This window comes from Armatimonas sp. (genome assembly GCF_964826245.1).
This window is the reverse complement of the sequence record NZ_CBAYMC010000273.1, coordinates 1-5,194: the sequence shown is the minus strand read 5'-3', so window position 1 is coordinate 5,194 and position 5,194 is coordinate 1. Positions and strand designations below refer to the sequence as shown.

Sequence of the window (5,194 nt, the reverse complement as noted above, 5' to 3'; positions counted from 1 at the left end):
CTCACTAACGCCCGACATTTCAAAGAGCATCCGGCCCGGCTTCACCACGCAGACCCAGCCCTCCACGGCTCCCTTACCCGATCCCATACGGGTCTCGGCGGGCTTCTTCGTGTAGGACTTGTCGGGGAAGATGCGGATCCAGATCTTACCACCACGCTTGATCTTACGGGTCATCGCACGACGAGCCGCCTCGATCTGATTGGCAGTCATCCAGCAGGACTCAAGAGCCTGAAGGCCGAACTCACCAAAGCTAACTTCTGTACCACCCTTGGCCTTGCCACGGCGATGGCCTCGGTGCATGCGTCGGTACTTGACGCGTTTAGGCATTAACATTTTCTGTCTTACTCCCCTGCCGCCGTCGAGTAGCTACCGCCACCGGTGTAGCCGCCGCCACCACCTTGGCCGCCCTGACCACCACGGCCACCTTGACCACCACGACCGCCTTGACCACCACGGCCACCACGGTCGCCGCCACGGCCACCACGATCACCACCACGGCCACCACGACCACCACGGCGCTCATCATCACGATCCCGTCCGCCACGCTCACGCGGTGCGGTGGGATTCTCCACCGGGCGGCGTGCGCCCGGGAGGATATCTCCTTTGTAGATCCAGACCTTCACTCCGATGGTGGAGTAGGCCGTCACTGCCTCGGCAAAGCCGTAGTCAATGTCAGCACGCAGGGTGTGCAGTGGCACCTTCCCCTGGCGGTCTTTCTCACGACGTGCCATCTCAGCGCCACCCAGACGGCCTGAAACCTGTGTGCGGATTCCCAACACTCCCAGTTTCATGGCGCGGGTCACGGCCTGACGCATGGCGCGCTTGTAGCCGATACGCTTCTCAATCTGCTGCGCGATCGACTCTGCGACCAGCTGCGAGTTCGTCTCCAGATGGCGAATCTCCGCCACATTGACATGAACCGTCTTCGTGGTGATCTTCTCAAGATCAACGCGAAGCAAGTCAATGCCCGAGCCACCACGGCCAATAATAATTCCTGGCTTGGCGGTATGAAGCGTCACACGAACCTGGTTGGCTTGTCGCTCAATCTCAATTTTGGAGATGGCAGCATTCTCAAAGCCTTTTCGCTTCTTGATGGTCTTGCGGATAACATAGTCCTCTTTAAGGAACTGTGCATACTGCTTATCGGCATACCACTTGGAGTCCGCATCACGAATAACGCCGATGCGGAACCCGATTGGGTTAACTTTCTGTCCCATGATTTATTCCCCTGCCTCGGCGGTCTCAGTCGTCTCGGTGGTCTCAGCAGGCGCAGTCGCCTCTTCAGCCTTGGGTTCTTCCTCAGCCTTTGCAGCCTCAGCGGGAACCGGGAGAGCAGCGCGCAGAGGCGGCTTCTTCTCCGTCTTGCGACCGGTCTTGCGTGGTGGAGCCTCACCCTCAGCCACGATCACGGTGATATGACTGGTGCGCTTCAAGATGCGGTACGCACGACCCTGAGCACGAGGCTTTACTCGCTTCATGGTCGGGCCTACGTCAACATAGCAGCGGATAATCTTCAGATAGTCCGGGCTCATCTCAAAGTTGTTGATCGCATTGGCACAGGCCGAGTTCACCACTTTGGCGATCTCTGCAGCTGCGTGATTGGGCGTGAATTTTAGCTGATCCAGCGCCTCTTGAGCGTACTTGCCGCGAACCGTATCCAGCACAAAACGCACCTTACGAGGTGACATCCGCACGAAACAGGCGGTAGCTTTTGCTTCCATTGTGCTCCCCCTTACTTTCTCATGCGGCTGGACTGACCCGTCCCGCCCGCGTGGCCCTTAAAAGGCCGGGTATGTGCGAACTCGCCGAGCTTGTGCCCGACCATGTTCTCGGTGATGAAGACAGGCACGTGCTTGCGCCCATCATGTACCGCAAAAGTATGCCCGATGAACGAAGGAAAGATCGTCGAACGACGAGACCAGGTCTTGATGATGGTCTTCTTTCCGCCTTCATTGAGGGTGTCTACCTTTGCGAGAAGTTTAGGGTCCGCAAAGGGCCCCTTCTTCAAAGATCGTCCCATAAATTAAAACTCCTGCCCCAGGCGCAGAGACTCTCTGCCGGGTGCGTGGCTGGAGCAGAGAACCTCTGCACCAGCCAACACGGACACACAAACTACTTCGTGCGTCGCTTGACGATAAACTTATTCGTCGACTTGTTACGACGGGTCTTGAAACCAATCGCAGGAACACCCGTCGCAGAGACAGGGCCCTTCTTACGGCCAACAGGGCTCTTGCCCTCACCACCACCGTGCGGGTGCTCTCGGGGGTTCATGGTCACACCACGAACGTGAGGCGTACGCCCCTTCCAGCGGGACTTACCCGCCTTACCCAGAGACTCGTTCTCATGCTCCAGATTCCCTACCTGGCCAATAGTGGCACGGCAGGTCAGGAGCACACGGCGCATCTCGCTCGATGGCAGGCGAAGAGTGGCATACTTGCCCTCTTTTGCCATGAGCTGAGCGTACGCTCCGGCAGAGCGGGCCATCTGGCCACCCTTTCCGGGATGCAGCTCGATATTATGAATCAGCGTACCCACCGGGATATTGGCGATCGGAAGTGCATTGCCCGGCTTGATGTCAGCCGTCGGCCCGCTTGCGATGTCATCCCCAACTTTAATTCCGACCGGAGCCAGAATATAGGCCTTGGTACCATCTTCGTACTGCAAAAGCGCGATACGCGGCGTGCGGTTTGGATCGTACTCGATCGCCGCAACAGTTGCCGCTACAGCATCTTTATTTCGTTTGAAATCAATGATGCGGTACATCCGCTTGTTACCACCGCCACGGTTACGGATGGTCATACGACCGGTGTTATTACGACCGGCCTTTTTCTTGATTGGCTCTACCAGGCTCTTCTCCGGCTTGCTTTTGGTGATTTCACTAAAGTCGGAGATCGCCATGAAGCGTCGCCCAGGGGTGATCGGCCTAAAACGTCGAATTCCCATTGCTTACACTCCCTCGAACAGCGTGATGCTCTGGCCTTCTGCCAGCGTCACAACCGCTTTCTTATAGCCGGGGGTCTTGCTTACGCTGTGGCGTCCAAACACACGGTAGCGCTTGGTCTTCCCCTTGACATTCATGGTATTGACCGCAGTGACGGTCAGCTTACCTTCGCCATCGCCATCGGTAAAGAGTTTCTCCACCGCCTCGCGAATCTGGTACTTGTTCGCATCCGGGTGGACTGCGAAGGCGTACTTGCGCTCGCCGTTCATCGTGAGAGACTTCTCCGTGATGATCGGGCGCTCGATAATCTCATAGATCCCTGGCATCTTACGCCTCCTTCTCTTCCTTCTCGTCCGCCCAGCCGCTCAGGACTTCGGCAGCAGCCTTGGTAATCACCACGACTCCTCCATCCACGACATCACGGGTCGAGAGACGCTTGCCAACACGAATGTTGACACCCTCGATATTGCGCAGGCTCTTCACGGTCAGCTCATCCGCCTCGTCAATAATAACCAGCGACTTGCGAGCCCCGCCGGTCACTTCTTTGAGGAAGCTTGCAGCAGTCTTGGTGCTCACTTTGTCCGAGAGGCCAAAGTTCTCGACGACTACCAGCTCGCTATCGGCAAGCTTTGCAGAGAGCGCGGACCAGACAGCAGCGCGGCGCATCTTCTTATTGATCTTGTTGCCAAGGTCACGGGGGTGCGGGCCATGAGCGGCACCACCACCGGTCCAGTGCGGGGCGACAATAGAGCCCTGACGCGCACGCCCGGTTCCCTTTTGCTTGAAGGGCTTGCGTCCTCCACCCAACATATCACCCCGGCCGGGGGCATTACGGGTATCCTGGCGCCAGTTCTCTAGCTCTGCAATCACCGCTTGGTGCATCAGCGAGATATTTCGCTCGGCACCAAAGACGCGATCAGAGAGGGAGATCTCTCCTGCCGTTTTTCCATTATTCGTTTTTATCGCCAACGTAGGCATAGTTAAACTCCGTTACTTCTTCTTGCTGGAGCGCTGCGTCTCCTGGCGAACACGAACCTTCTCTGCACGGCGAGCCTTCTCAATGGAAAGCAGCCCACCATTGGCACCGGGCACAGCGCCCTTCACCAAAAGGAGGTTCTTCTCAGCATCAATGCGCACCACACGCAAACCTTGCTGGCTCACTTGCTCGTTGCCCATACGACCTGGCTTTTTGTTGCCCTTGAACGTACGTGCGGCATCGGTGGCACCACCTGACTGTGGCTTGCGGTGGATCATCGAGCCGTGGGTCATGTCGCCACCATGGAAGTGGTAGCGCTTCACAACACCCGCAAATCCCTTACCCTTGCTCACGCCAACGACAACAACTTTCTCGTCAACGGCAAAGATATCGCTCGCCCCTACCGTCTGCCCCACGGCAACCGTGGCTCCGTCCTGAAGATCGTATTCCTTCAGAAAGCGGCGCGGCTGAACTCCGGCGCTGGCAAGGTGACCTTGCTCGGGTCGGGTAAGGCGATTGACATTGCACTCCTCAAACGCGAGCTGTGCAGCGCTGTAGCCATCATTGTCAACGGTCTTAAGCTGAGCAATGACGCAAGGCTCGACCGCGATTACGGTCACCGGAACGACCCGGCCTTCACTATCAAAAATCTGTGTCATCCCGACCTTCCGGCCAAGAATGCCCTTTACTGACATAACAAACCTCCACGGCGCACCTGGCGGGATTAACCCGTTGCGTGACGCGGCTTAATTTTCTTAGAGCTTAATCTCGATATCCACACCAGAAGGCAGGTCGAGGCGCATCAGCGCATCGATCGTCTTCGGGCCTGGATTGAGAATATCAATCAGACGCTTGTGCGTGCGCATCTCGAAGTGCTCCATCGACTCTTTATCAATGGTCGCGTTGCGCTGCACCGTAAATATCCGCTTCTCTGTGGGCAAGAGCACCGGTCCGGCGATCCTGGCACCGGTACGGCGCGCGGTGTCTACGATTTTCTCTGCAGACTGATCCAGAACACGGTGATCGAAGGCCCGCAGGCGGATTCGTACTTTATCGTTTCGCATAAATTTCTTTTCTGAGGCGCAGAAAAAACGGGAGAGAGCCATGCTCCCCCCCGCCCTGCCTCACTAGGCTATGATTTTCGAGACGACGCCAGCGCCTACGGTTCGGCCACCCTCACGGATAGCAAAGCGGAGACCCTCTTCCATCGCGATAGGAGCGATCAGCTCGCCCTTGATCGTGACATTGTCGCCGGGCATCACCATCTCGACACCCTC

At 57.3% G+C, this 5,194-nt stretch carries 10 protein-coding genes; all 10 read right to left on the bottom strand.

Going from position 1 to position 5,194, the window contains the following annotated elements:
* Positions 1 to 333: 50S ribosomal protein L16 (rplP, locus tag AC1XOS_RS19425; RefSeq protein WP_481963870.1), on the bottom strand; the 333-nt coding region annotated here is incomplete at its 3' end.
* An 8-nt stretch (positions 334 to 341) separates the two neighbouring features.
* On the bottom strand, positions 342 to 1,217 hold the full coding sequence (rpsC, locus tag AC1XOS_RS19420) for a 30S ribosomal protein S3 (RefSeq protein ID WP_481963869.1): 876 nt from the start codon (positions 1,215 to 1,217) through the stop codon (positions 342 to 344).
* Between the two features lie 3 nt (positions 1,218 to 1,220).
* The gene (rplV, locus tag AC1XOS_RS19415; RefSeq protein WP_481963868.1) at positions 1,221 to 1,721 is read right to left on the bottom strand and encodes a 50S ribosomal protein L22; all 501 of its coding nucleotides are present in this window, start codon (positions 1,719 to 1,721) and stop codon (positions 1,221 to 1,223) included.
* A gap of 11 nt (positions 1,722 to 1,732) precedes the next feature.
* A complete protein-coding gene (gene rpsS / locus AC1XOS_RS19410; protein ID WP_309717097.1) occupies positions 1,733 to 2,020 on the bottom strand; it encodes a 30S ribosomal protein S19 in 288 nt (95 codons plus the stop codon).
* 92 nt (positions 2,021 to 2,112) lie between these two features.
* On the bottom strand, positions 2,113 to 2,943 hold the full coding sequence (rplB, locus tag AC1XOS_RS19405) for a 50S ribosomal protein L2 (RefSeq protein WP_481963867.1): 831 nt from the start codon (positions 2,941 to 2,943) through the stop codon (positions 2,113 to 2,115).
* A 3-nt stretch (positions 2,944 to 2,946) separates the two neighbouring features.
* Positions 2,947 to 3,267 carry a 50S ribosomal protein L23 gene (gene rplW / locus AC1XOS_RS19400; RefSeq protein WP_481963866.1) on the bottom strand — a complete coding sequence of 107 codons (321 nt, stop codon included), beginning with the start codon at positions 3,265 to 3,267 and terminating at the stop codon, positions 2,947 to 2,949.
* A gap of 1 nt (position 3,268) precedes the next feature.
* A complete protein-coding gene (gene rplD, locus AC1XOS_RS19395; protein ID WP_481963865.1) occupies positions 3,269 to 3,919 on the bottom strand; it encodes a 50S ribosomal protein L4 in 651 nt (216 codons plus the stop codon).
* A gap of 12 nt (positions 3,920 to 3,931) precedes the next feature.
* Positions 3,932 to 4,612, bottom strand: coding sequence for a 50S ribosomal protein L3 (gene rplC / locus AC1XOS_RS19390; RefSeq protein ID WP_481963864.1), 681 nt, complete (start codon positions 4,610 to 4,612; stop codon positions 3,932 to 3,934).
* Positions 4,613 to 4,672: 60 nt separating this feature from the next.
* The gene (gene rpsJ, locus AC1XOS_RS19385; protein WP_184197095.1) at positions 4,673 to 4,981 is read right to left on the bottom strand and encodes a 30S ribosomal protein S10; all 309 of its coding nucleotides are present in this window, start codon (positions 4,979 to 4,981) and stop codon (positions 4,673 to 4,675) included.
* Positions 4,982 to 5,044: 63 nt separating this feature from the next.
* Positions 5,045 to 5,194: EF-Tu C-terminal domain-related protein (locus AC1XOS_RS19380; protein WP_481963871.1), on the bottom strand; the 150-nt coding region annotated here is incomplete at its 5' end.